Below are 24,028 nucleotides of genomic sequence, written 5' to 3' on the forward strand. Positions count from 1 at the left end.
TATTGCCTGATGCAGTTGCTGTGTGAATTTCTGCAATTGGAAGACTTGCATTCCGCCAAGATCGCGTAGTAGTTGAGTAGAGGCTAAAATTCGCGTGGCGGGCGTGGATCATATTAATTCGGTGACTGCTGGCATGGACAGCGGCGTCATTTGCTTGGCGCTAATCACGCAGTATTTGCGTCAGCCTGCCGATCCCGATGTCATTCGTCACGACCTTGGATTGAGCGTGGTCCATGCCAGTCGGCAGGATCTGGTCAGGGCTACGAAGCGGCTGAAGCTCAAGGCGCGGATTGTTCGGCCGGCTCGTTCTCGGCTGGATCGGCTGCCATTGCCGGCGATTGTCGAGAAGTCCGATGGCAGCTTTGCTGTGCTGGCAGCACTGTCCGCCGATAAGGTGCTGGTCCAGGACCCGCAGATCGGTCCACCGCAGGAGATGTCACGCGCCGACTTCGAGGCCGGCTGGAGCGGCTTTGCCATCCTGATTACCAGCCGTGCCTTTGCCGAAGGGTTCTCGCGTCGCTTCGATTTCTCCTGGTTTATTCCAGAGATCATCCGCTATCGCCGGATCTTCGGTGAGGTCCTGCTGGCCTCGTTCTTCGTGCAACTGCTGGGACTGATCTCGCCGATCTTCTTCCAGCTGGTGATCGACAAGGTGCTGGTCCACAACGGCATGACGACACTGCAGGTTCTGGTGGTCGGACTTGCTGCCATCTCGCTGTTTGAGGTGCTGCTGACGGCTTTGCGCAGCTATGTCACTACACACACCACCAGCCGTATCGACGTCGCCTTGGGAGCCAAGCTGTTCCACCATCTGCTTGGCTTGCCGATCGCTTATTTCGAGGCGCGCCAGACCGGCCAGACGGTGGCACGTGTCCACGAACTGGAAAACATCCGCGCCTTCCTGACCGGCTCGGCGCTGACAGTTCTGCTCGACGTGCTGTTTCTGTTCGTCTTCCTGGCGGTGATGTGGCTCTACAGCCCATGGCTGACCTTGATCGTGGTCTGCTCGATCCCGGCCTATGTGCTTTTGTCAGTCGCCGTGACGCCCGAGTTCCGCCGCCGCATCGACGAGAAGTTCAATCGGGGCGCTGAGAACCAGACCTTCCTGGTCGAATCCATCGTTGGTGTCGAGACGCTGAAGGCGATGGCGGTCGAGCCGCAGATGCAGCGGCGCTGGGAGGACCAGCTTGCCGGCTACGTCCACGCCGGCTTCCGCACCGCAAACCTTGCCAACTTCGCCAGCAACAGCGCGCAGTTCATCTCCAAGGCGGTGATTGTCGCCACCATGTGGTTTGGCGCCAAGGCGGTGCTGGCTGGCGACATGACGGTTGGCCAGCTTGTCGCTTTCAACCTTCTGGCAGGGCGGGTCTCGGGCCCGGTGCTGCGGCTTGCCCAGCTGTGGCAGGAACTGCAGCAGGTCAGGATCTCGGTCGATCGGCTCGGCGACATCTTGAATGCTCCTGCAGAACTCAGCGGTGGCAGCGGCCAGGGCTCGTTGCGCAAGATCGTCGGCAACACCGCCTTCGACCATGTCACCTTCCGTTATCGCCCTGGCGAACGCGAGATCCTCAGCGACGTCTCGTTCCAGGTCGAGCCGGGGGAGATCATCGGCATCGTTGGTCCATCCGGTTCGGGCAAAAGTACCGTCGCCAAGCTGCTGCAGCGGCTGCATGTGCCGGAGCGCGGTCGGGTGATGGTCGACGGCGTCGATCTCGCGCTGATCGATCCGCGCAGCCTGCGCCGCCAGATCGGCGTCGTGCTCCAGGAAAACGTGCTGTTCAGGCGTACGGTACGGGAAAACATCGCGCTTGCCGATCCGGCCCTGCCGCTCGACCGTGTCATCGAAGCGGCAAAGCTCTCAGGCGCGCACGAGTTCATCCTCAAGCTGAAATCCGGCTACGACACGGTGCTCGAGGAGCGCGGCGCCAACCTGTCGGGCGGCCAGCGCCAACGAGTGGCCATTGCGCGTGCTCTGGTCACCAATCCGCGCATCCTGATCTTCGACGAGGCGACCAGCGCGCTCGACTACGAGTCCGAGTATGTCATCCAGCAAAACATGCGCCGCATGGCGCAGGGGCGCACGGTGTTCATCATCGCCCACCGCCTCGCTGCCCTTCGCGATGCAACCCGCATCCTGACCATCGAGGCGGGCCGCCTGACCGAACAAGGCACCCACGACGAACTTCTCCAGCGCGATGGTCGCTACGCCCAGCTCTACAGGCTGCAGGCGGAGCATCGTCCGGTTGCGGCGGAGTAGACTGAGATGGGGCGCTACTGGGATGCAGTGAAGGCTGGCATAGCGCAGGACAACGACAACAAGCGGCCTGCGCTCAACCGCGACGAACGCGAATTTCAGGCGGCGGCAATCGAAATCCTCGAGACGCCGGCGTCGCCCGCAGCGCGGATCTTTATCAGTCTGATCATCGCCTTTGCCGTTGGCGCTCTGACCTGGTCGTGGTTCGGCCGTGTCGAGACCACCGCCAGCATCCAGGGCAAGATCGTTCCGGTCGGAAAGGTGCAGGTGATCGAACCTCTGATCGCCGGGCGGGTGAAGGCCATTCATGTGAGGGCCGGTGACCACGTCGAGGCGGGCGACAAGCTGATCGAACTCGATCCGGCCGAGCAGGTGGCCGAACGGCAAAAACTGGCCGGCGGCCTGGCTGCTGCGGAGGTGTCGGCAGCGCGGCTCAAGGCGATCATCGCGGCTGTAGCCAACGGCACAGAAGCGCAACAAGCATCCTTCGTGGCGCCGTCCGACGCACCATTGCCGACGGTAGAATTGCAGCTGGCGCAGATGCGGCAGTCGTTGGCTGCTTACCAGGCAGAACAAGCGAGCTTTGAGGCCGATATCGCCCAGAAGCAGGTTGAAATCGAGCAGGGCCGCTACACCCTTGCCGAGCGGCGCAAACTGGTCAGCCTCAGCGGCGAGCGGCTTGGCATCTATATGGAGTTGGAAAAGCGTGGCGTTGGCGTAAAATCCGAAACGATCAATGCGCGCCAGAGCGAGCAGGACCAGTTGATGGCGGTGGTCAGCGAAAACGGTCGTCTCGCCGAGCTGGAGGCGACCGTGAAATCGCTGACTGCCCGCAAGCGCGAACGGCGCGAAACCTATCTCGACCGCATGACCAGCGAGCTGATCGAAGTAGATCGCACCATCGGCATTCTGCGCCAGGATCTGGCCAAGGCGGAACTGTTCGAGCGAGCCAGCATCCTTATGGCACCCGTCGCGGGGCGTGTCCAGCAGGTCGAAGTCGGAACGTTGGGCGATGTCGTGCAGAGCGGACAGCAGCTGATGGTCGTGGTTCCCGACGGAACGGCACTAGAGATAGAGGCGATGCTACTGAACAAGGACAAGGGCTTTGTTCGCGAAGGTCAGGATGCCAGGATCAAGCTCGAGGCTTTCCCCTTCACCCGCTACGGCACGCTCAACGGCAAGGTCGCGACCGTGTCCAACGATGCCATCCCAATAGGCGCATCTGTCAGCGCTGGCAGCGGCGGGGCAGCACAAGGTGCCGCAGGTCCGCTCGTGTTCCCGGTCCGCATCGCGCTCGACCAGTCGTCGATACGCGCCGATGGTCAGGACGTGCCGCTCACCCCCGGCATGTCGGTCACCGCTGAGATCAAGACTGGCAGCCGCCGCGTGTTGCAGTTCCTGCTCGATCCACTGATGGAAATGAAGGATGAAGCTTTCCATGAGAGATAGTGGTGAATTCAGTTACCGTTCAAAGATAATTTCGGACATTTTTGAGGTTATTTCATGAGAAACGCAGCAATATTTGCAATGGTTCTTTCGATTCTAATTCAAGCTTCGTCTGTAATTTATGTTTCTAAGTACGGATCAAAATCCATTCTATCAAACCTTTTGGGTATCCCAAATATCTCTGATTCTTCTAAGATACCAATCATTTTGGTCATAATGTTATTGTCGCTATACGATATATCAATTTTCAAAAGGAACAAAATTGCTGCAATAGAGCGTGGGTATGATGGAGGCAAGATTGATCAAATAAAGATAATCCAAAGCATTGGCGTCGCATCGACCGTGCTGGCTATTGCCTTTATATAACCAAAAACGATGGGGGGGGGCTAAATGTCAATATATGTTACAAATAAATCCGGTGTTGGCGCCGTATTCGGTGTGCCTGCTGTTGGCGGGATAAGCTTTAGTCATGGATACAAGTCCACATTAGATATTTTTGACGGATTTTCTGGCACGAGATATACAAACATTAATTTTGAATTTGGAATAATAAGTGGTAGTATTGAGATTGACAACAAAGGTTACTCAGGACGACTTGGGCTGGGTGCACCGCTTGGCTTCGTGAAGGGTGGGCATGTTGCTGGAGGTGTTGCTTTCGGCAATGGTGCGTTGAATGTTGACATAGGCGCTGAAATCTATGGAGGCAAAGGCTGGGGGTTCGGCACACTTGGCGTCGAGGCAGGAATCTCTTACCAAGTTTATGATCCTAACCAATACCAACCTGGGCAAGCATTCGCGCAGGCAATGTCGAAAACGGGAAACAGCGCCGTCCTCATGGGACCAGGCGCAACCGCTTCCGTATGGCAGCCGGGCCGCACATATCTGAACTTGCAGTTTGCCTACACCGGTCCGGCCATGGCAGCGAAAGCCCTGGACGTACTTGAGGATTGGAAAGGGTGGGATACGCCATCCGAACTAAATGCCGCAAACCGTCCCACAAGATCCGTCAGTCCGCGCGAAGCTGAATTGGCGAGCATGAAAGCGCTGGACGCATACCGGGACGCACAGAAGGCAGCCAAGTATGTCCAAGATGGTATGACAGGCGGCAAGTTGCCAGGCAAAGACAAGGATGACCGCGACATAGCGCGCCCGCCTTCGCCTAACGGCAGGATTTCCGAATCCACTCAAGCCGAACGCGACCGCCGAAACAACGGGATGACCGGCGGCAAATTTCCCGGCAAGGACAAGGATGACCGCGACATCGGTGCTCCAGGCGGTTCATCTAAGGACTCGCGCGCGACCGACCGCTCGGGTGGCCTGGGTGGGAGGGGCGATCGTGACACGTCCCGTGATCGTACGCCGAGTGATCGCTCCCCTTCCGACCAACGTGGCGGTGGCGGCGGACGCGAAAGGGCGACGCAGGGCGGCAACGGCGGCAGATCACCAAACTCTTCTGGATCGCCCGACGATCGCCAGGAAAGGAACAATTCCAAGTCGACCAACTCCAAGTCAACCAAGGACCCGACTAAGGATCATAGAAGCGGCGGCCGGATGACAGCACCCGTCCTTCTTGACCTGACCGGCAACGGAATCTCGGTCGACACCATCTCGACGTCATCTCAGTTCGTCGACCTTGCTGGTGACGGCTATCAGCATCGCACGGCTTGGGCCGGCAAGGGCACGGGTGTTCTGGTCATCGATGCCGATGGCGACGGCAAAATCTCCCGCTCGAGCGAATTCGTCTTCACCGAGTGGGACCCGACCGCGACTGGTGACCTTGCCGCGATCAAGAGCGTTTTTGACACCAACGGCAATGGCAAACTCGATGCCGGCGATGCACGCTGGAACGAATTCAAGGTCATGGTCGATGGCCAGCTTGTATCTCTCGCCTCGCTTGGAATCGTTTCGATCGATCTGACCCCGACCGGCAGCGGCCAGCGCTTTGATGACGGCTCGGCGGTGACGGGCACTACTGTCTATACCAAATCCGACGGCTCGACCGGGACTGTAGGCGATGCGGTGCTGGTCTCTGACGCGAATGGCTATGTGATCAAGCGCACGACCACCAACAATGCGGACGGTTCGACCACGGTCGCCATCGACGGCTACGACAAGGAGGGCCAGATCGCCTTCCGCAATAGCATTCTCACCAGCGCCGACGGCCTGACCAAGACCACCAAGTTCGACGACGACGGCAACGGTACCTGGGATCGCTCGCAGGTCGAGACCTTGCGGCTGGCTGCGCCCTTCCAGGCAGATCCCCCGCCGCAGCCACCTGTCCCGCCTTACACGCCTCCTGTCGGCCCGAACGACATCATCGGAACTGCTGGTACCGATTATCTCAACGGGACCTCCGGCAACGACGTCATCCGCGGCGGCGATGGCGACGACTATCTCTATGGCGGCGCAGGCAACGATTTCCTGATCGGCGACGGCGGCACTTACAACCAGGCGGAGTATGACGGCTACGCCTCCGACTACACCTTCAACCGCAACGCCGACGGTTCGGTGACGGTCGCAAGTGCTGCCTATGGCACTGATACACTGGTCGGGATCCAGGGCTTCTGGTTCTATACCGAAGCGCAGTGGTATTCGATCGACACTTTGGCTCCGACCGGAATAACGGAATCGATCGGCACCGGACACGACACCTATTTTGGTGGCAGCCAATCCGGGGACACTATGATCTTCACCGGCGGCACCGGCAACTATGCGGATGGCGCCGGCGGCAGCGACACGATGGTGTTCGCGGGTGACGTGACCGACTACCGCATCATCGGCGAAGCCGAGCACTTTACCGTTTCTCGCATTTCGACAGGCGATACGATTCAGTTCAAGAACTTCGAATATCTCAAGTTCAGCAGCGGCCCGGCACTCTCCATCGCAGACATCGTGGCAGCCTCTGGCCACACTCCTGGTTCGCACTGGGCTACAGCAGAGATCATCGACCGCACGCGCACGCGGACGGTGTCGAACTATGCCGCGGATGGCGCGCTGCTCAACAGCACGACCATTGTCACCAGTGCCGACCGCAAGACGGTGACGACCTATGTCGACCAGGACGGCGACGGCATCAACGACCAGAGACAGCTTTATGTGAGGAATGCCGACGGCTCGTCGACGACGACGGTGACGCAGTTTGCGCTGAACGGAGCGGTGCTCAAGAAGGTCGAAACCACGTCGAGCGCCGATGGCCTGACCGAGATCGTGCGCACAGATTCGGATGGAAGCGGCACATACGAGCTCGTTGAGACCGAGACCACGGTTGTCGCCGGCAACGGCAGCAGGACCAAGACGACAGAAATTCGCAGCAGCAACGCCACGCTGATCTCCAAGGACGTCGAGACCACGAGCGCCGACGGCCGGACCAAGACGACCCAGATCGATGACAACGGCAACGGTCAGTTCGAAACCCGCGTCGAGAGCGTGGTGACCACCAATGTCGCGGGAGCGACGGTTACGTCAGTCACCACCTACAATGCCGACAATACGGTGCGCGGCAGCTCGGTCACGACCAAGAGCGCCAATAGTCTTAGCACGATCGAAGCAACCGATCTTGATGGCAACGGTACGACCGATGTCACGACCTCAGACGTTACAGTTGTTGCCGGCGACGGCAGCCGCACACAGACCGTCCAGGACACCGCCAACAACGGGACGTTGCTCGGCAAAACCGTTCGCGTAACCAGTGCGGATGCCAAGAACATTAGCATCACGACGGACGCCAACGGCGATGGTGTCACTGACACGACCAAGACCATTTTGGTTGATGTCGCAGGTGCAACGACGGCCACGACCAGCCAGTTCAATCCGAACGGCACATTGAAGACACGTGTGCTCGAGCAGTCAGATGCGGCAGGGCTTTCCGTCACCACCAAGACCGATATCAACGGCGACGCCACCTATGACCTCACCGTCACCGATGTGACGGTGACCAACGCGGATCAAAGCCGCACCCGCACTGTGCGGACACTGAGTGCCAACAACACGCTGATCGGCAGCACTGCCACGACCACCACGGCGGACAGTCTTTCCCAAACCGTTCGCGAGGACATCAATGGCGACGGCGCGGTCGACAGGACGACCGCAACTGTCATGGTGCTCAATGCCGGCGGCAGCCGCAAGGAAACGACCACTGAGACCAGCGGCAACGGCACATTGCTTGGCAAAACCGAGGAACTGATCAGCGCTGACCGCAAGACGACGACTGTCACGATCGACGCCAATGGCGACACCAAGGTTGACCGCACCGAAGTGAGCGTCACCAATGCCGACGGCAGCAAGAAGCTGACTGAGACCGACTTCAACCCGAATGGCACGGTCCGAGCCAAGTCCGAGACCACGGTCAGCGCCAATGGCCTGACGAAGACGATCAAGGACGACATCAACGGCGACGGTGTATTCGACGGCTCAGTCCAGGCACAGACCGTCATCAATGCCGACGCCAGCCGCACCACAACGACTTCCAGGCTCGCGGGCAACGGTGCATTGCTGTCGCGGACTGTCGCAACCGTCTCGGCCAATGGCTTCTCAGCGGAGGCACAGGTCGATGCCAATGGCGACGGCACGACAGAGCGCAAGGTCACCGATGTAGCCGTCTTCAACGCGGACAGTTCGAAGACGAGGACCGTCAGCGAGCTTTCCGGCACAGGCGCGTTGATCGATAAGACTATCACCACGACCAGCGCCAACGGCCTGGCTACGACCACACAAGAGGATATCGACGGCAACGGTACTGTCGATCGCAGCACCGCCACAGCGACGGTGCTGGTCGCTGACGGCTCGACGGTTGAAACCTCTACGGTCAAAAGCGCCAATGGCGGGACTCTGGTCGAGTCCGTAACCACAACGAGCGCCAACAAGCGACTGTTGACGTCCACCGTCAACCTGAACGGCGATGCGGTGATCGATGAGAAGCGTACGCTCGTTAAAGGTGATGACGGCGCCACGCGCGAGATCATCGACGTCTACAATTTTGGCGGCAGCCATCATTCCAGCTCGCTGGGAATTGTCAGCGCCGATGGGCTGACAAAGACGTTGGTGGTCGACTGGGATGGCAACGGAACGACGGAGCGGGCGAGCAAATCCGTAACGTCGCTCAATGCCGATGGCAGCAGGACCGAGGTGGCCGACGAACTCAACACTGACGGTTCGGTGAAATACCGTACGACAACCACCGTCAGCGGCGATGGTTTGACGAAGAACGTTGCCTGGGCCTCATGGGGCACCACGACAAGCCGTTCAATGACTGATGCGATGGTGCTGAATGCAAATGGCAGCACGACCCAGACCGTCAGCTACAAGAAGGCCAACGGCACGCTCGAAAGCCAGACCATCAAGACGGTCAGTGCTGACCAACTGACCAGCACGATTACCCAGGACAAGGACGGCAACGGATCTGTCGACATCACCATAGCCGCGGTGACCAATGCCGACGGGAGCACAAAGACGACCAGCACTGACGCGCGGGTTGGCGACTACGCACGGAAAACGATCACTGTCAGTGGCGACGGGCTCACAACTGTAACAGAACATGCGACGATCACCGCGGCGGCCAATCCCGTCAACGACGTGGTCAACACGTTCCGGAGAAAGCTGGATGCGACGGTCCTCGGTGCCGACGGAAGTACGGTCCAATCGGTCGAGGACATCCGCTATTCATCGCCCGGCGTCATCAGGTTATGGGAAAAGTCCAAAACGACGACCTCTGGCACCGGGCTGACTGTTACGAGGGAATGGGATTTCGCCGGCGATGGCGTCTACGAACGCAAGCAGACCGATGTCACGGCTCTCGGCTCGGATGGCACTGAGACCCAGACCCTGAGCGAATACGACAGCGGCGTTCTGAAGAAGCAGTATGTGACGACGACAAGTGCCAATGGCCTGTCCGTCAGCACCAGTTGGGACAGGTTTGGGGTCGATGCGTTCAGCCAGGACTCCACCGATGTCACCACAATCAATGTTGACGGCTCGCGAACGCGGACGGTCACAAATCTGAAGGCCGACGGGTCACAGCTGTCGCAGTACGTGACGGTTGATAGTGCCGACGGAAAAACGACCACGACACAAGAGAACATTGACGGGATAGCAGGCTTCGACCGGACGATCAGCACGACACGTTGGGGGCATGCAGATGGCACGACCAGCGAGTCCACGAGTACCGTCTCAGCAGCAGGAAAACTACTTGAAAGCACGGTGACGACGGCTGTCGGCGACGGAAAGGCGATCCACAAAACGCGCGATGTCGATGGCGATGGCGCCAACGATCAGTGGGAAGCCATCATCAAGAATGTAGACGGCTCAACCTACACCGCGATTACGGACCTCAAACCCGATGGCCAGAAAGCGAGCGGCACGGTCATCACCACGAGCGCTGACGGATTGGTCACAACCTCGGAGTGGGATTTCGACGGCAACGGCACGGTTGATCAGCGACGCGTTGCGACGCTCAGCGTGAACGCCAACGGTTCTCGCAAGACGGTTGCCAACGACACCAATGTCACCACAGGCGCTTTGCAGAGTTCGGTGGTCACCCACGTTAGCGACAACGGTCGCTCGACCGAAATCTACAACAATATCGACGGTGTCGGAGGCGACGATCGCCTTGAAACCATTGTCGTGGACATCAGCGGGGCCTCTACGCGGCGTACCCGCAATGAAACGACGCAAGCCCGCGATCCCTTGCGACTGTTGCTGGGCGAGGTCTACTGGAAGTCTGCGCTGGCGTACAATGTCGTCGCAACAACCAGTGCCGACGGCCTGACCACCACGACGCTTGCCGACTATGACGGTGACGGCGGCAACGTCCTGTCTGCCCATGACTTGGCGAAGTTTGAGTATTCGGCCGTTTCGCAGACGCAGATCGACGGATCGGTAATCACCGACGTCACCGAAAAGAACACGAACGGAACCATCAAGGCCAAGGGTATCGTGACACTCAGCGCTGACGGACGTACGACCACATTGCGCAAGGACGGCGACAATAACGGCACCTATGAGCACATCGAAACGGCCGTGACGTTGATTGATGGCTCGATCGTTCAGACCGTTGTCGATCTTGATGCAGCTGGAAAGGCCACCAAGAGCGTCATCAATGGTGTCAACGCCGTGGGCAAGTCTGCCTACACGCTGACGGCCGACAAGGCTACGGCGACGCTTACCTTGACTGGATCATTAAAGCTCGAGGACCTGAGCTTCTCCTGGTCCGGCACCGACCTGCAGATCTCGATTGCTGCAATTGCGAATCTGACAGCCAACAGCGTATTTGCGACGATCGGCAGCACTCTGACCAAGGTCGTGGTCGATGGTGTGGCAACTCCAATGGCTATTGCGGCCGTAGCTGGCGGATCTGTGACAGGTGCGAGCAGCTTTTCGCACATCCTTTTTGGATTGGCCGGAAACGAAACGTTGCAGGGAGGCAACAGATCCGCTGACAAATTGTACGGTGGAGACGGCAATGACGTACTCTTAGGTGGAGCCCCACCTAACTCCATGGTTGGAGGCAAAGGTAATGATTACCTCAGTGGCGGAGCCAGCGACGACAGCTACCTCTTCCGCCGTGGCGACGGCATTGACGGCATTGACGATCGCAACGATGCGATGACTACCCAAGCGGCCGACATCAACTCGGCTCAGGCGCTCGGCGTTCACGCCAGTGGCATTGTCAACACTTGGGTGGGAGGCTTCTATTGGGCAACGGCAGGGAACTATCTGGTAAAGCGCAGTGAGGCCGGGACTGACACCGTGTCATTGGCAGGAGGAATCAAGGCCGAGGACCTATCTATGTCATGGATCGGTAGCAATGCCGACAATCTGCAGATTGATCTTGGTGGGGGCGACATCATTGTCCTTTACCAGCAGCGCATCGCCGGAAAGATCGAGAAGCTTGCCTTCGATAATCTAGCGGCGACGGTCTTCAATGTAGCGTCGACTATTGGCGCAACAATCACCGGAACTGCGGCGGCAGACTTGCTGTTCGGATTGTCTGGACAAGAACGCCTCGAGGGAGGCGACGGCGCTGATCGGCTCTATGGCGGGGCCGGCAATGACATCCTGTTGGGTGGAAATGGCATAGACACCCTCCATGGCGGTACCGGCAATGACTATCTCAACGGTCAAAGTGGAGATGATATCTACATCTACCGTCGAGGAGACGGCGCCGACACGATTGACGACTATTTGCTGACAACGGTCACCTCTGCCGACACTACCGCAGCCAACGCCATTGGCGTCAAGGCTGGCGGCATCGTGAATACCTGGCTCAATGGCTATCGCTGGGACACAGCCTCAAACCAACTGCAGAAAAGGATAGGCGACGGCACCGAAGTCATTGCCTTCGACAGCTCCTTTAGTCCCGATCAGCTAAGGGCTGAGTGGATCGGCCAGGACCTCAAATTCACATTCGTAAACGGTTCGGCCGGAGACAGCATCACCTCAGTGCAACACGCCGTGGGTGCTGGTCGTGTTGACAAGCTCTCCTTTGGTGCAGGCACTTCACAACTATTCTGGGCGGCCTCCAGCTTAGGAGCAACAATCGTCGGCACAGCTGAAAACGACTATGTCTTCGGCTTGGCAGGTAATGAACGTCTCGAAGGCGGGGCAGGTAGTGATACGCTGATCGGTGGATTGGGCAACGACACGCTCGTTGGCGGTGCCGGGGCTGACAAGTATGCATTCGGTCTTGGAGACGGTGCTGACACGATCCTTGATAACGGTGTGGCGGGCGAACAGGACGAACTTACCTTTAGTGCCGGCATCGACGCGGACGAACTCTGGTTCCGTAAGGTCGGCAATGATCTGGTGATCAATGTGCTCGGTACCAATGACCAAGTGACTGTCCAGCAGTGGTTTTCAGCACCGACAACGCAAACGATCGAAAAGATCCGCTCAGGCGATGGCCAAGTGCTGAACTATGCCAAGGTCGATAGCCTCATCGCGGCAATGGCCTCGTTCCAGCCAGCGACGGGCGCCAATCCAAGCGGGGTTCAAGAAAGCGACCTGCAGCTCAACGCTCAGAACGGGCTTGGCACTGTAGCAGCAGCCATCAAAACCTCGTGGATGGCCGCATAATAACTCTGGTGACTGCTGGGTGCGCGATAGCTGCACCCAGCAGCCCATCCTTGAGCTGCGTCATCTGAGCGCGCGCTGACATCGCCGGCATTTACTTGGCTGCGGCAATAATCCGATAGACCTGCATCCGAGAGCAACCAGCCGCATTCGCGATGGCCGTCACACCTTGACCAGCTCGATGCATGTCAAGGACGGCAACATAATCCAGTCGCACCTTGCCGCCTCGGTATATGCCGTTGGTCTTGGCCTTTTCAATGCCCTCGCGCTGACGCTCCTTGATGAAGCGCCGTTCCATCTGCGCTACCATACCCAGCACAGTCAGGACGAGGTGGCCCATCTCGCCCCGTGTTGAGACATGAGGGTCGAGCACAGTAACGACCGCGCCCTTTTGGTCGCATTCGTGGATGAGGTTGAGCACATCGCGAGTCGAGCGGCCCAGCCGATCCAGCCGGGTCACCAACAGTTCGTCGCCGGGTCGAAGGAAATCCAGAACCGTCGCCAGTTCGTTACGGCCCTCGCGACTGGCGCCGGATACCTTCTCTGACCGTATGACTTCACAGCCTTCGGTCTTTAGCTTGTTGATTTGGGTTTCAAGGTCTTGGTCGGTAGTACTGACGCGTGCGTAACCAATGCGAGCCATGCTGTGTAACCTCAAGGTCAAAGCATGACGGTACCCTGTCACAAATAGCCGATGTCAACCTAGATGTTACGCAGCGCCCGCGCCCTCTTGTTACGTCACCTGAGGGTATAGCCTGATGTGTCAGCGCAGACTGCCTGCTAACAATTATCGTTGCTACTCGTTTGGCCGCTGAGCGCCATCAGACTTCTGAACGAGCGTAGTACCGTTAGGACTACTGTTGAGAATCGCCCCTGCGCGACCATTTTCGTAAGCGGTGCGAAAATCGTCCAGCGTTCGCTGCAAATCATCCAGTGCCTCTCCGACCTTGTTTTCGTCTTCGTCCAGGATCCGGTTGCCTTTCTCGTCGAGACCGACGAGACGGATAATAGTCAAAAGACCTGTTTCCGCGTCCGGATGAGCTGTATCAGCTATGTCCAGCAGCTCGTCGCGGCGTAGGCCGTCATTTTCGATGGCAAGATCCACTGCGGCAAGGGATAGAAATTTCGTGTGCCTGCGGATGCGGCGCGCAAGACTAGCCCAATCCTTCGGCTCAGGCGTGCGGGCAAAGCTTGGCAAAACGAGGTCGAACACCGAAGGCTCTGCGCCGATGGCCGTCTCAAGCGCCCGGAGTGTATTTGCATAGCGGTCTAGCGGATCGCCACCAGGTAGAGTCTTGCGCACTCTCCAGAGGTCGAGGATAAGATCGCGACACTCCCCCAAGCGAGAAGGGTCAGTTTCGACGGCAACAATCAGTTCTGCGAGATGGCTCGCCATCCACTTCGCGGTCAGGTCCCTTGCACCCTCTTCGCCAAGTTGAGCAATCAGCCTATGCCCAATGTCCCTTATCGCCGTCCACTGTTTCGATGCGTCCGTCTCGGCGCAAGAGGTAGACTTCCGCGCGTTCTTCTTTACGCCGCTTCCTGTCGTTGACTTTGGCATATTCATCTCCTGACGAGCGCGTAATGTGAACAGTGACGACGAGATCGCAGCTAAGCGTTTCCATTGCTTTTCTAAGAACGATTGGTTCAATCGCCAGTCGGTCGCCATCGACATGGAGTCTTTCATTCTCGCGTCGGTGCGGATCGCGTTCCTCGTTCGGTAGCGAGCTCCACGCTGTGTAGATGGCCGCAGGCAAAGTAGAGCCCTCGATACGCCATTCCGTTGCCCAAGGCGTGTCCTCGATTAGGCCTACTGCCGCCTTAAGTTGTGGCGATGGGACGAGCCTTACGCCACGAACACCGAACCGGGTGGGGTCCTTCTCGTCTAATCCGCTGTAACTATGTTCGAGGGGGCGGACGGTAGCGGTGGTCAACAGAAATTTCGGGTCGTTTGGGCGTGTCTCACCGAACCAGTCCGAGTCTGGGAGATAGACGTCTCTCGAATTCGGTGTTGCGGCGAACGCTCGAAGAAGGGCGGCTGCTGTCTCCTGCGGAACAAACGCTCCATTGGTGTAGACTGTCTCGGAAGCGGCTTCGTCGCCATAGGAGTAGGTGCGCGACTCGCGGCTGCTACGCAGAATGACCGTGCCATTTTCAGCAAGACATTCTTCACTAAGGTCGCGGGAGCTAGTCTCGTTTAGCCAGTCTGACGATTTCGCCTGGGGTAGGGCCCAATAACGGACGTTAAGTGGCGGAGGTGAACGGATATCCGCCATCCAGGCACCGGCGTATGTTGTATCGAAACGAGAGAGCCAGTTCTCATAGGTGTCCCAGCTATCCCTATTCTCAGGCTCACGGAGGCGATGGGTTTTTGTAAGTTCGCCAATGGCTGTGAAGAGTCCGTGCCATTGCAAATAGACCCAATGTCGCTCCAGCGTTGGCAGACTCCCATGGCGAACGCCATATAGATTGTAGTCGTCGCGCAGACGTCGGGGGCGAGGTTCATTCTCCCAATGACTGCTCGTACTATGCCCGCCCCACTTTTCGACAATCCATTTCTCGGCGGTACTGATCAATAATTCCTGCGGCAGATCGGCAAACAGATCCAACGCGGGATTATACCAGGAGGGGACTACGTCCATACTATCGAAGCGGAAGCGTTCTCCGACATTGGTAAAGCGATCAATTTTGTTTGCCTTTGATCGTTCGGCGAGTTGAGCGCGAGCGGCAGTCTCAGCGGTCATTCTTGCGATTTCGTCTTGGCTTGTCTGGATAGGCTCGCCAGTAGCTTTTGCCTGCTTAAGAGCACGGGAGAGGTAATGTCCGATGAGCAGATGCGGTGATTGCTTAGCCCAGATGCGCATTAGCGATGCTTCGTGTTGAGCAATCAGTTCCGGTGCTTCATATGACAGGCGTGCTATCGCAATGGCGAGTTGTAGGTCTGCGCTGAGACTATGAAATGGGCAGTCGCCGAAGGTATACGACGGCAGGGTGTCTAGCTGTGCGAATGACAAGACATCGCCTACTGTTCCGCACGCGCCGACCTTTGCTGCCTGACGAAGCGCATGGGCAGCGCGCCAGCGGAGACGAGCATCGATGTCACCGAGATATCGATACAGGATTGCTGCCGTAATGCCTGCGCCGGTCTCTGGGAGCGTTGCAGTGTCCATCGCATGGCGCGTTAGGTCCATGTCCTTGACTTTCAAGCGCGTCTCAAGGCGGTCGAGGAAGAAGTCGATAAGCCTATCAGCATCTTCGTGCGGCAAACGCCGCACGAATTGGGCGAGTAGCTTCAACAAGCTAATCGAGCCCAGATCGAATGCGTGGGTTTCGATCAGCTTGACCACCAATCTGCGGATGTCGATGTCGCTCGCGTTGCATGCCTCCAGGAGGTGATTGATGGCCGCCTGGTCATACCAGTGATAGCCAAGCGTCTTATGGCCTAAGTCTACAATTAGGACTGGCAGAGCGTCTCGCCGCCATTTGCTAACCGCAGCGTCGGTCCACTCTCTCAAAGCGGTCAGGATCGCGTTGACCTCGTCATCAGCAAGCCTCGCACGGCGTGCCGCTTCGGCAAGAGTGTCCAGATGGCGTCGCCGGTCAGCGATCCCTGTCTTTGCACGCATGGTTGCGAAGAAAAGTGCTTGGTCATAAACGCCCGCGTCCCAGTTCGCCTTCTTCGCCAAGGAAATGGCGACAGCATCAAAGGGGTTAACGCTCGACCAAGCCGGCGTGGCTATGTCGTCTAGCATCGTAGGCTGTGGGCTTGCCGTCTTCGCTTTGTCTGGCAGCTGCAACGCGTCAGCGTGGGTCGCCTGGAATTCCTGGACCTGCTTGATTTTTGACCAGCTAGAAGACTCTGCGCTGAAGTTGCACAGATGCGCAGCATCGAACTCCGACGCGCCGGGCGCCATTGCAAGAAGTACCTTAGAGCCAATTTCTTCGGCAATTCGTGTGGCACCAGCCGGTGCAGAGCGGCAAGCTCCTTCCAGGGCCTTCGCTTGTATTCCCGTACTAGCGACCGGAGCCATACCGGACAGGATCTGTGCTTCCACCGGTGAGAAGAGACCAGAGGCAAGGCCACATTCGATAAATGCCTTGAGGTCCGTCTCCCCTTTGGAGAATCCCTCATCAGTCCACCGGGATACGGTCGCTGCCGCGACCGGCGGACAGGAGATAGTCAGAGCACGGACCGCCTCCTCTTGTGGGAACCCGTCTTCCGATTGCAGGAGCCCGCCCGCGATATGAACAAGACGCGCGAAGCGGCTGGTTCTTGCGCGCATCTCCGGCGTGTCGGGGTGGGGTCGTTCAACCATTCGGCAAAGTGCATGCAGCACATCTAGGGTTTCAAGGTCTACCTCTTCGACAATTTCAAGTGCCTGGCTAAAGTAGGCTTCGGCATTTGGTCGATGGAACGGGGCGAACATGCGAGCGATGCTGATAAGCCCATCGGCCTTCTCGGTCGCCTTCATTTGCAGCGAAATGAGTTCCGCTGCCTGAGCCTCCATCAATTTTGTGACCGGCTCGTGTGCACGCGGGTCGTGTAGGAGATCCGGTAGCCAATGGCCGTGGGCTTCAGTGAAGACCGTTGCGTTGTAAGCCAGCGAGCCGATCACGGTTAGTCTTACCGTCATGTCGGCGTCCTGAAGTGCCAACAGCTCCAGTGTTCTGCGGCCGATGACACGCCGGACACCCTCAAATTCGAATGGGCGACGAGTGCGTTCGCGCAGCCTCGTAAATTCGAGTGTGAGCGCTTTCCAAGTATCTTCGCCTGGATTGGCTCGCACTGAGGCGAGTGCCTGATACACTGGGATCAGCTTCTCGACATCCTCGCGGCTCTCTCTTAGCCTGTCATAGACTTGGCGGGCTTCTGAGGCTGGATCATTGTCCTTCGGCTCTTCCGATCTGGGATAAATGGAAGCAAGGTCCAGGGGCTGACGGGATGAGCGTGCTCGCATCATTGCAGCACGGAAGGCGACATCGATTCGGTATGGCTGAGACAGCGACACCCCCTTAAGTTCGGCCGCTTCCGGCGGAGAGAGGCGGTCCAGAACTTGAAGACAATCCTCAACGAGGTCGCTCGCCGAACTCGCGTGATCTAGGAAGAACATGACTTCGTCGACGAGGCGTTGGCGGTTGGTCATCTTGTACGCGCCGCTCTCTTCCTCTCCAAAATCCTCGAACGCTAGGGATTTCAAGGCAACAAGCGCCTTGGCGAGATCGGCGGGGGACGGGCAACGCCCTGCGCGTACTAGGGCATTAATTGCAAGAAAGAGAAAAGCCGGCTCAATTTCAGTGAGAAGCGCGGTAATCGCATCCGGCCCGCACTCCAGCGCGATCTGCCTCAGCAATTGGGCTCGAAGTTGGAGCGCGTAAGATTTCGGCGTCCACCGCCCACACCCTTTCGACGCAGCACGCCAGCCGCTCTGGAGGAAAGCTGCCATCTCGGCTGCGACGATGTCACTGGCTTCAAACGACCACCGCAGGTCGTGCTCACCGTCACGGTCCCCGAAAAGGGTCTGTAACCAATCGTTGGCTGCACGCAGGCGCATGCGCGCCTCGAAAAATTCGCCCTTGCGGGCATGCTCGGCACCGAGATGCATCAGGAGGGGGCCTTGCTTGCCACGTGCCTCAGGATCGTTGAGGACGAGCCGCCCGATCGTGTCGGGGATGAACGCTGCGGAGAGGTCTGGATTGCTCCGCATCACCTGTTTCACCTTCCCCGCACTCGGCATCGACTCCGCGCCGATGTAAATGGTCTTGGCGATGCTGACATCATCCTCACCTAAAGTGGCGACATGTAGAGTCGCGCGAATACGTGAAAGCTCTACCTGGCGGCGTCTGACAGGGTCGGGAATAACAGCGGTTGCGCCTGGTTCGTCGAGACAGACTTGAAGATCGGCCTTGCGTCCCGCTTGCACCAACAATTCGAAAAGATGAGTTGCAGCGTATTCGGATTTCAGCCGGTCTCGCATCAACAAGTCGGCCGTCTCGAGAATGACCGCCGTAGTCTCGGGGCGACCCTTATCCTCGCAATATGCCTCAAAGTCTTCATTCGCGAGATCCACCCCACGATCACCAATCCGCACATTGCGCTGGGTTATTTCGATGACGAGATCGCGACAGACGGCTTCCTCAAGCCGACAGATCGAGGCGAGATAGGTGATAGGGACGGGCGTCGGCAGCACTGAAAAAGCTGCGCTCAACCGAGCGCGCGATGTTTCCACCCCAGCCCTACTCCGCGCATTGTCAATCATGGCATCGAAGAGGTCAGGCAGGGATTGGCCGTTGGGCCTCAGAAAATCGATCGCATCTGCGAGGGTGTCGGCAGTTTCAATTGCGTTCGCCTGTACTCGCGGATTTTGCGTGGACAGTTTATGAAAGTCTTCGATGGCATTTTCTGGCCCTGTGAGATTGTTCAGTGCAAGAAATTGGGCCGTCTCTACTACCGAGAAGGGCGGGCAATGAACCTGAGCGGCGTCCTCAGGCAGATTCAGGGACCCCAGTCGAGCCGTTCGAGATGATATTACGATCCGCACGTTGTGCGGCAGTTCAGTGAACGTGGCCAGTTGGTGGACGAAGCATTCCTGCGGCGGTGTAGGCAAGGCAGCCGCATGCACCGCATTGTCGGCCGCATCAATCATGATCACAAGCAATCCTATTGGGTGCTCAATCGCAAAGAGCTTGGCTGCTGTAACCAGTTTTTTCCTGAAAGCGGTGGCCATGTCAGGTCGCGTGGAATATGCAAAGAAGAGCGGAGTGTTCGTTACCCGGGCGAGCTCGTTGGAAAGTTGCATGAAGGCTTCGAACGGCCGGTGACGCGGCTGAGACTGGTCGCGATATGCTCCTGCTCCATAGCAGTCATAAACTATTGTGCGTGAGCCAGCTGGAAGCGCGGCGGTCAGGGTTTGGGCGGTCGTCGTCTTGCCGCAGCCACCGTCCCCGTGAAGGCAGACGAGCGGGTTCTCAAGAACAGCCTGTGCAAGAGCGTCCGTCACGGCACGTGGTATCACCGCGCCAAGGGGCTCAAGCAATGGCTCGCGAGGAAACAGCGCCTCGTCTTGGCCAAGGCCAAACCAGCCCATCACGGCCGCCTTGTCGATGCCTCTGGCTCCTTCGGGCATCATACGCTGCCTGATCTTCATCAGAAGGCCGTCGATCATCTCCGCGGGCGGCGCTTCTAGCAGGCCGGAAACCATGAGTGTCGTATCGGTTCTAAGCGCGTCGCGACCCTCTGTTCCCCCTTTCAGGGCCAAGCATTCACAGAAGAGTCTGACCTTGGCTTTTGCCAAGCCGGTCGCCTTATGAAGCTCGTTGAATGCCGCTGCCCCTAGGTCGCCGCGAGCGGCCTTCTCAATTATCTCGACCAGGTCTTCTGCTATTGGTTGGTTGGTAACGAGACTTATGCGAACCGACTTCCGCACTTGGACGTTAGTTTTGTCTTTTGTGACACCTTTAAATGCATCGGCGAGGCGACGAGCGACGGAGTTGTTCCCTTTCTCCTTCGTCGAATTGTAAAAGCGCGTCGAAGTCCACGATTTTTCCGGCGATGCAGCCGAATATTTCAGCTGGACCAACTCCACCCGCGACATATCAGGCCCACCCACGTGGTCATAGTAGAGAGCACAATCGACCCCGTCCCAACTGGCCGCATTATCCGTTTCGGGATCATCGCGAACACCTTCAACATAAACCTCGGTAAGTCCCGACTTGGGGTCAAGAAGCCGCAAAGCCTCACGTAGCGCCCACGTTTCGTGGAATGCGTCTCCCGCATTTGAGGCCGGTGCGCCCAATAGGTCTTGCTTCTTGCTCAAAGGCATCCTCCGCAGCGGCGCTCCCGCGAGAATCATGTATCTTGGGCGTTTATAGGTTCTGCTGAACCTGCATCCCGTGTGTCAAGGAAGGTCTGCGCAGTCTGAATAGCATCGTCGTATTCGATACTTTATTGAGTAAAGCTGTGTGGCGAAATTCTGTTTTCAACTCTCGAAATATTTGCCAGTCAAGACGACAGTGATTCCTGGGTGTCATTTTATGGATTTCCATGAAAAGCAGATTGCGCCGCCAAAGAATTGGGAGGCCTTCGAAAGGCTGTGCCTACACATATTTCGGGAAATCTGGTCGGATCCCCTGGCGGAGATGCACGGCCGCCGGGGGCAGGCGCAGAATGGAGTAGACGTTTATTCTTCGCCACTGAGCGAGAATGAAGGACGCCATGGTTTGCAGTGCAAAGGGAAAGATAGAGGCTACGGCCATATCGTTACTTTAGCTGAACTCAAGGCCGAGATAGCAAAGGCTGAGGGTTTCAAACCTGCGCTGGCCCATTGGATTTTGGCCACCACAGCGCCGCGGGATGCAGTGTTACAGGCTGAGGTCCGCCGCATATCGGATGAGCGCGCAAAGCTAGGATTGTTCACCGTTCAGGTTTTGGCTTGGGAAGATCTGCAGAGCCTAGTGGCCGACAATCCGAAGGTCATCGAGGATTTCTATCCCGAGCATGCGTTTGATCTGAAAGGCTTAGTTGAAATAATCCGTACCCTTCCCGCCTCTGACGGCACTGACATGTCTAGGTCGCGTCTCGCAGCGGATGAGGCCGCGTCGCACTCACTTGGTTGCTGGAGCGAGGTCACCTTCAACGCCACACGCGATCTCGGTCCAGCTTTACTTGGCCAAGGGCTGGGCCCAACTGATGCTACTGCCTGCCCTCGACTCGTCGAGGCGGATCAGATCGTGCAGCGTTTAGAGATCGGATATTCTGCCCGCTTGGTAGGGTCGCCAGGGGCTGGCAAGTCCGTGACCGCTTATCAAGCGGCGCACGATCTGGCCCGACGAGGTTGGCGGGTTTGGCGACTTAACGACCCACAAGCCTCGATTGTTCCCTTACCCCCAGAAGCTCAAGCCCAAAAGGCACTCATCCTGATTGATGATGCCCACCTGATGCCATCGTCCATCCTCCGCAGCTTCGAGGAAGGAGCGATTGACGCACGGAGGATCCTTTCCACTCACAACGTCGTTGATCGATCCGCTCAGCCAATCGGTTCGATTTCGCTAGACGCCAAACGCGCGGTCGAGACAATTGCGGCGGCCCTGCTGAAGCGGCGGGCAGAAACCCTGGCCGTGGTGCGCAGAGCGGATGACCAGGTCGGTGACGGCGTAATGGACGTGGACCTCGATCAGCGCCTTCAAAACGCGGAAAGAGCGTCAGATCGACCGTGGCAATTCTGCTTCATTCTTGGCGGCGGCTGGCGTCGGGCGAAGGAAGCTGCGACCAATGCCCGAGTCGCGAAAGCCGATATCGTACTTGCCTTAATTGCGGCGCGGCAGTTGGGCAGTCGAGATGGGCGTGCGACGTACGATGATCTGAAGCGTCTAAGTGTCCAAGGTGACATTTCAGAGCTCGAACTGCTGGATGCTAAACGATGGTTGGTTGCCAATCGCCTGGTAAATTCGGATCAGGATCTTCGTTGCCCGCACCAGCAATTCGCTCTCAAGGTGCTAGAGCAGATAATAGAAGGTGAAGATGAGGCCGGACAGCAGCGAATCGTAGCAATTTGCCGAGCCATACTCCTAGACAGTGCATTTTCGCTCGCTGGGGCTGCCGTGCTGCTTACCGAGTTGGGCCGCATGGATCATTTTCGATGGCGAAAGGCGCGACTGTTGGACTGCGCGGCCCTAAAGGCATTTAAGGCACGCGTCTGGGCTGCGGAATCGCCGGAAGATATCTCTTTCGCAGCAACCTCACTTACTTATCTGGAGCCCTTCGAGCCAGGTTGGCCACGATCAACCCTGGAGCCGCATCTCAACCAGTTAGGTGGCTGGCTCTCAAATCCGCGTGACCCATCCGGCCATGGCCTAGCGGGTCTGATCAACAATGTCTGGAACCAGGACGAGGCTTTCGCAAAGGCGTTGATTGCCACTTGCGATCCTGAGACGTTTGCTGCGGCCGTTTCTGGGGTAACGCCCGATGATACCTTCTCGGTGGCCTACTTACTCGATCGTTTAAGTCTCGGAGCTTCTGATGGCTGGCGAGCCGTGTTTCTGAAGGCGCTCGACAAACGCCGCCTCCTTACTCTACCGCAGGCTTGGCCAGAGGATCGCATCTGGGCGTTTGTTGAACTCGTGAAAGCGCTTGACTCCCTTGATCATGACTATGCGCTAGATTTGCTTGACGCCGGCGCATCTCTTCTCTCTGAACGTTTTAAGAGCGCACCGCTTAACGCCTTTTCAGAGTATCACGATCTTTTATGGCAAGTTCTGAAAGTCTGGTTGCCACTTCGCACCACGATAAAAGAGTCGAAACGCAATAGCCGCGAAGCGGAAATTGCCCGTTCCATAATGAGTGCGGGAAGTCCGGCGGCCCTGGCAGAAATCCTTTCCACTGCGCGTCGCCGATATCTGGGCATTGTAGCTAGTATCCTAGCGGTCACACGCCAGATCGATCCGACGCGATTCCGGCACATCTTAGCCAAACTCCGGTGGGCCGACATCGAGGTTACAATAGGCGATGGCTGGAGCAATCTGGATCACGAGGAAATCAATCTCATTTGTATAGCGTCGTCGGTGAAATCTACACACGACCAAATCAATGCTGTGTTGCTCCGCCGCGCCTCCGAGATTAATATTGTCGATCCGCGCATTGCCGTACTATTTCCCGACGCGGCACTATCAGCTTATGACGCTGGCGCTAAGATTAACATTGGTCGTTCCATGACCTTCGATTGGCTTCTGGCGGCTCTTGCGCTTCACGAATTGGCGCAGCGTAAGGCAGAGGCGGCTATTGCGGTAGCTCGGGCCAATCTGCCGCATATGATCAATGGTTTCGAGCGTAATCAGACAAACACTTACGATGATGCCGAAGTTTACCTCCAGGCGCTCAATGACTACGCACCAGAGGTCTTAGTTGAGGGGCTCAATGCTCTCGACTCCCGAAAAGCAGAAGTCGCTTGGGCGGCTTGTCTGCGTTCCGGAGGAAAGCCGCGCCGAGCGGTTGCGGACCTGATCGCCGCAGCGGCTAAGCAGCCCGGTGAAATAGCCAAGGTCGCCGAACGATTGCAAAAACGTTTTCCTAAGGCAGTCTCGGCTCCGGCTGCTAACACTGACGATGACGTGGGTTCCAAGTAGTGCTTTGTGAGCGACCGTCCATTCGCTGCTCAGATATCCGTTTCGATCAGCAACTGGTCGAACGCTGATGTTGGTATATCTGTTGGTGTTCATTTATTGTGAATGTTTCTAATATTTTGAAAAATTTAGTGTTTTTAACGCTGA

The 24,028-nt window shown here is 57.6% G+C and carries 7 protein-coding genes; 4 read left to right on the forward strand and 3 right to left on the reverse strand.

Features of this window, described 5'->3' with window-relative positions; genetic code table 11:
* The first annotated feature begins 133 nt into the window (after positions 1-133).
* From SLT36_RS12015 to SLT36_RS12025, 3 genes are all read left to right on the forward strand, one after another.
* Positions 134-2,257, forward strand: coding sequence for a type I secretion system permease/ATPase (locus tag SLT36_RS12015; protein WP_432287690.1), 2,124 nt, complete (start codon positions 134-136; stop codon positions 2,255-2,257).
* A 6-nt stretch (positions 2,258-2,263) separates the two neighbouring features.
* Positions 2,264-3,703 carry an HlyD family type I secretion periplasmic adaptor subunit gene (locus SLT36_RS12020; RefSeq protein ID WP_432287691.1) on the forward strand — a complete coding sequence of 480 codons (1,440 nt, stop codon included), beginning with the start codon at positions 2,264-2,266 and terminating at the stop codon, positions 3,701-3,703.
* A 387-nt stretch (positions 3,704-4,090) separates the two neighbouring features.
* Entirely contained in the window at positions 4,091-12,769 is an 8,679-nt protein-coding gene (locus tag SLT36_RS12025) for a calcium-binding protein (protein WP_432287692.1), read from the forward strand.
* Between the two features lie 91 nt (positions 12,770-12,860).
* Here the strand turns inward: SLT36_RS12025 and SLT36_RS12030 are convergent, their stop codons facing one another.
* From SLT36_RS12030 to SLT36_RS12040, 3 genes are all read right to left on the reverse strand, one after another.
* Entirely contained in the window at positions 12,861-13,409 is a 549-nt protein-coding gene (locus SLT36_RS12030; protein ID WP_432287694.1) for a recombinase family protein, read from the reverse strand.
* 153 nt (positions 13,410-13,562) lie between these two features.
* The gene (locus tag SLT36_RS12035; protein ID WP_432287696.1) at positions 13,563-14,162 is read right to left on the reverse strand and encodes a hypothetical protein; all 600 of its coding nucleotides are present in this window, start codon (positions 14,160-14,162) and stop codon (positions 13,563-13,565) included.
* A 52-nt stretch (positions 14,163-14,214) separates the two neighbouring features.
* The gene (locus tag SLT36_RS12040; RefSeq protein WP_432287698.1) at positions 14,215-20,580 is read right to left on the reverse strand and encodes a hypothetical protein; all 6,366 of its coding nucleotides are present in this window, start codon (positions 20,578-20,580) and stop codon (positions 14,215-14,217) included.
* A 217-nt stretch (positions 20,581-20,797) separates the two neighbouring features.
* Here SLT36_RS12040 and SLT36_RS12045 point away from each other — a divergent pair, with 217 nt between their 5' ends.
* Positions 20,798-23,884, forward strand: coding sequence for a hypothetical protein (locus SLT36_RS12045; protein WP_432287700.1), 3,087 nt, complete (start codon positions 20,798-20,800; stop codon positions 23,882-23,884).
* The last annotated feature ends 144 nt before the right edge of the window (positions 23,885-24,028 follow it).

This window comes from Aminobacter sp. BA135 (genome assembly GCF_050859125.1).
Classification (GTDB): Bacteria; Pseudomonadota; Alphaproteobacteria; order Rhizobiales; family Rhizobiaceae; genus Aminobacter; species Aminobacter ciceronei.